The 1283-nt window shown below is 64.1% G+C and carries 2 protein-coding genes; both read left to right on the forward strand.

What is annotated here, in order from left to right; all coding sequences use genetic code 11:
- Positions 1-59: 59 nt before the first annotated feature.
- Complete coding sequence (locus ACGWYJ_RS38860) at positions 60-374, forward strand: transposase (protein ID WP_395111705.1); 315 nt, start codon at positions 60-62, stop codon at positions 372-374.
- Between the two features lie 8 nt (positions 375-382).
- Positions 383-1246, forward strand: a complete 864-nt coding sequence (locus ACGWYJ_RS38865; RefSeq protein WP_395111706.1) for an IS3 family transposase — start codon at positions 383-385, stop codon at positions 1244-1246.
- The last annotated feature ends 37 nt before the right edge of the window (positions 1247-1283 follow it).

Raw genomic sequence — 1283 nt, forward strand, 5'->3', positions numbered from 1 at the left:
TGAGCTTCCCCCCGTTCAGCGGACACCTGTCCTGAGGTCACCGGCGATCATCAGGAAGGATGTTCGCCATGCCGTCACCACACCCGCCCGAGTTCCGGCGCCGCGCGGTCGACCTGGCCCGTCAGGGCGATAAGTCCATGGTCCAGATCGCCAAGGACCTGGGAATCAGCCGGTCCTGCCTGCAGAACTGGGTGAACCAGGCCAACGCCGACGACAACGAGGCCAGCGGAAAAGGCGGTGGCGACCGCCTGACCACTGCGGAGAAGAAGGAACTGGCCGAACTGCGTCGGCGTAACCGGCAGCTGGAGACCGAGAACGAGATCCTCAAGCGGGCTGCCGCCTACTTCGCCCGGGAAAACGTACTCCCAAAGTAATCTACTCGCTGGTCCGTGAACTCGCCGACGACTCGATCCCGGTCGCGGTGGCCTGCCGAGTGCTGAACGTATCCACCTCGGGATATTACGACTGGCTGGGGCGTCCTGAGCCGCCCCGGGCGCTGCGGAACAAGGAATTGACGAAGATGATCCGCGAAATCCATGCCGAGTCGCGTGGCAGTTACGGTTCGCCGCGCGTGCACGCCGAGTTGACGCTCGGGCTGGGTGAGCGGGTCAACCGCAAACGGGTCGAGCGGCTGATGCGCCAGGACGGGCTGCAGGGCGTCTACCGGCGCAAGGGGCGCCGCAACCTGGTGAATCAGGCGGCCGAGGAGGACCTGGTGCAGCGCCGGTTCGAGGTGGACGGCCCGGACCGCCTCTGGCTGACCGATATCACCGAACACCCCACCGGAGAGGGAAAACTGTACTGCGCTGCGGTCATGGACGCCTATTCCAGACGGATTATCGGCTGGTCGATCGACAACCGTCCGGACACCGATCTGGTGGTCAGTGCGCTGGCGATGGCCGTGACCCGGCGCACCCCGCAGGCCGGATCCACCATCCTGCATTCCGATCACGGGACGCAATACACATCATGGGCGTTCGGTAAGCGTCTCCGGGAGGCCGGCCTGCTCGGGTCGATGGGCACGGTCGGGGATTGCTACGACAATTCGATGATGGAGTCGTTCTGGGGGACAATGCAGCTGGAGTTGCTCGACACCCGCACCTGGAAAACCCGCGAAGAACTTGCCAGTGCTGTTTTCGAATGGCTGGAGTGCTGGTATAATCCATACAGGCGGCATTCCAGTATCGGGATGCACAGCCCCGTCACGTTCGAAGGGCTCAACCTGCCCTCAGACACCGCCGAGTGACCTCACCGCGGGTGTCCGTGCAACGGGGGGAACCTCA

The organism is Actinomadura sp. SCN-SB, from assembly GCF_043906805.1.
In the GTDB taxonomy this organism is placed as follows: Bacteria; Actinomycetota; Actinomycetes; order Streptosporangiales; family Streptosporangiaceae; genus Spirillospora.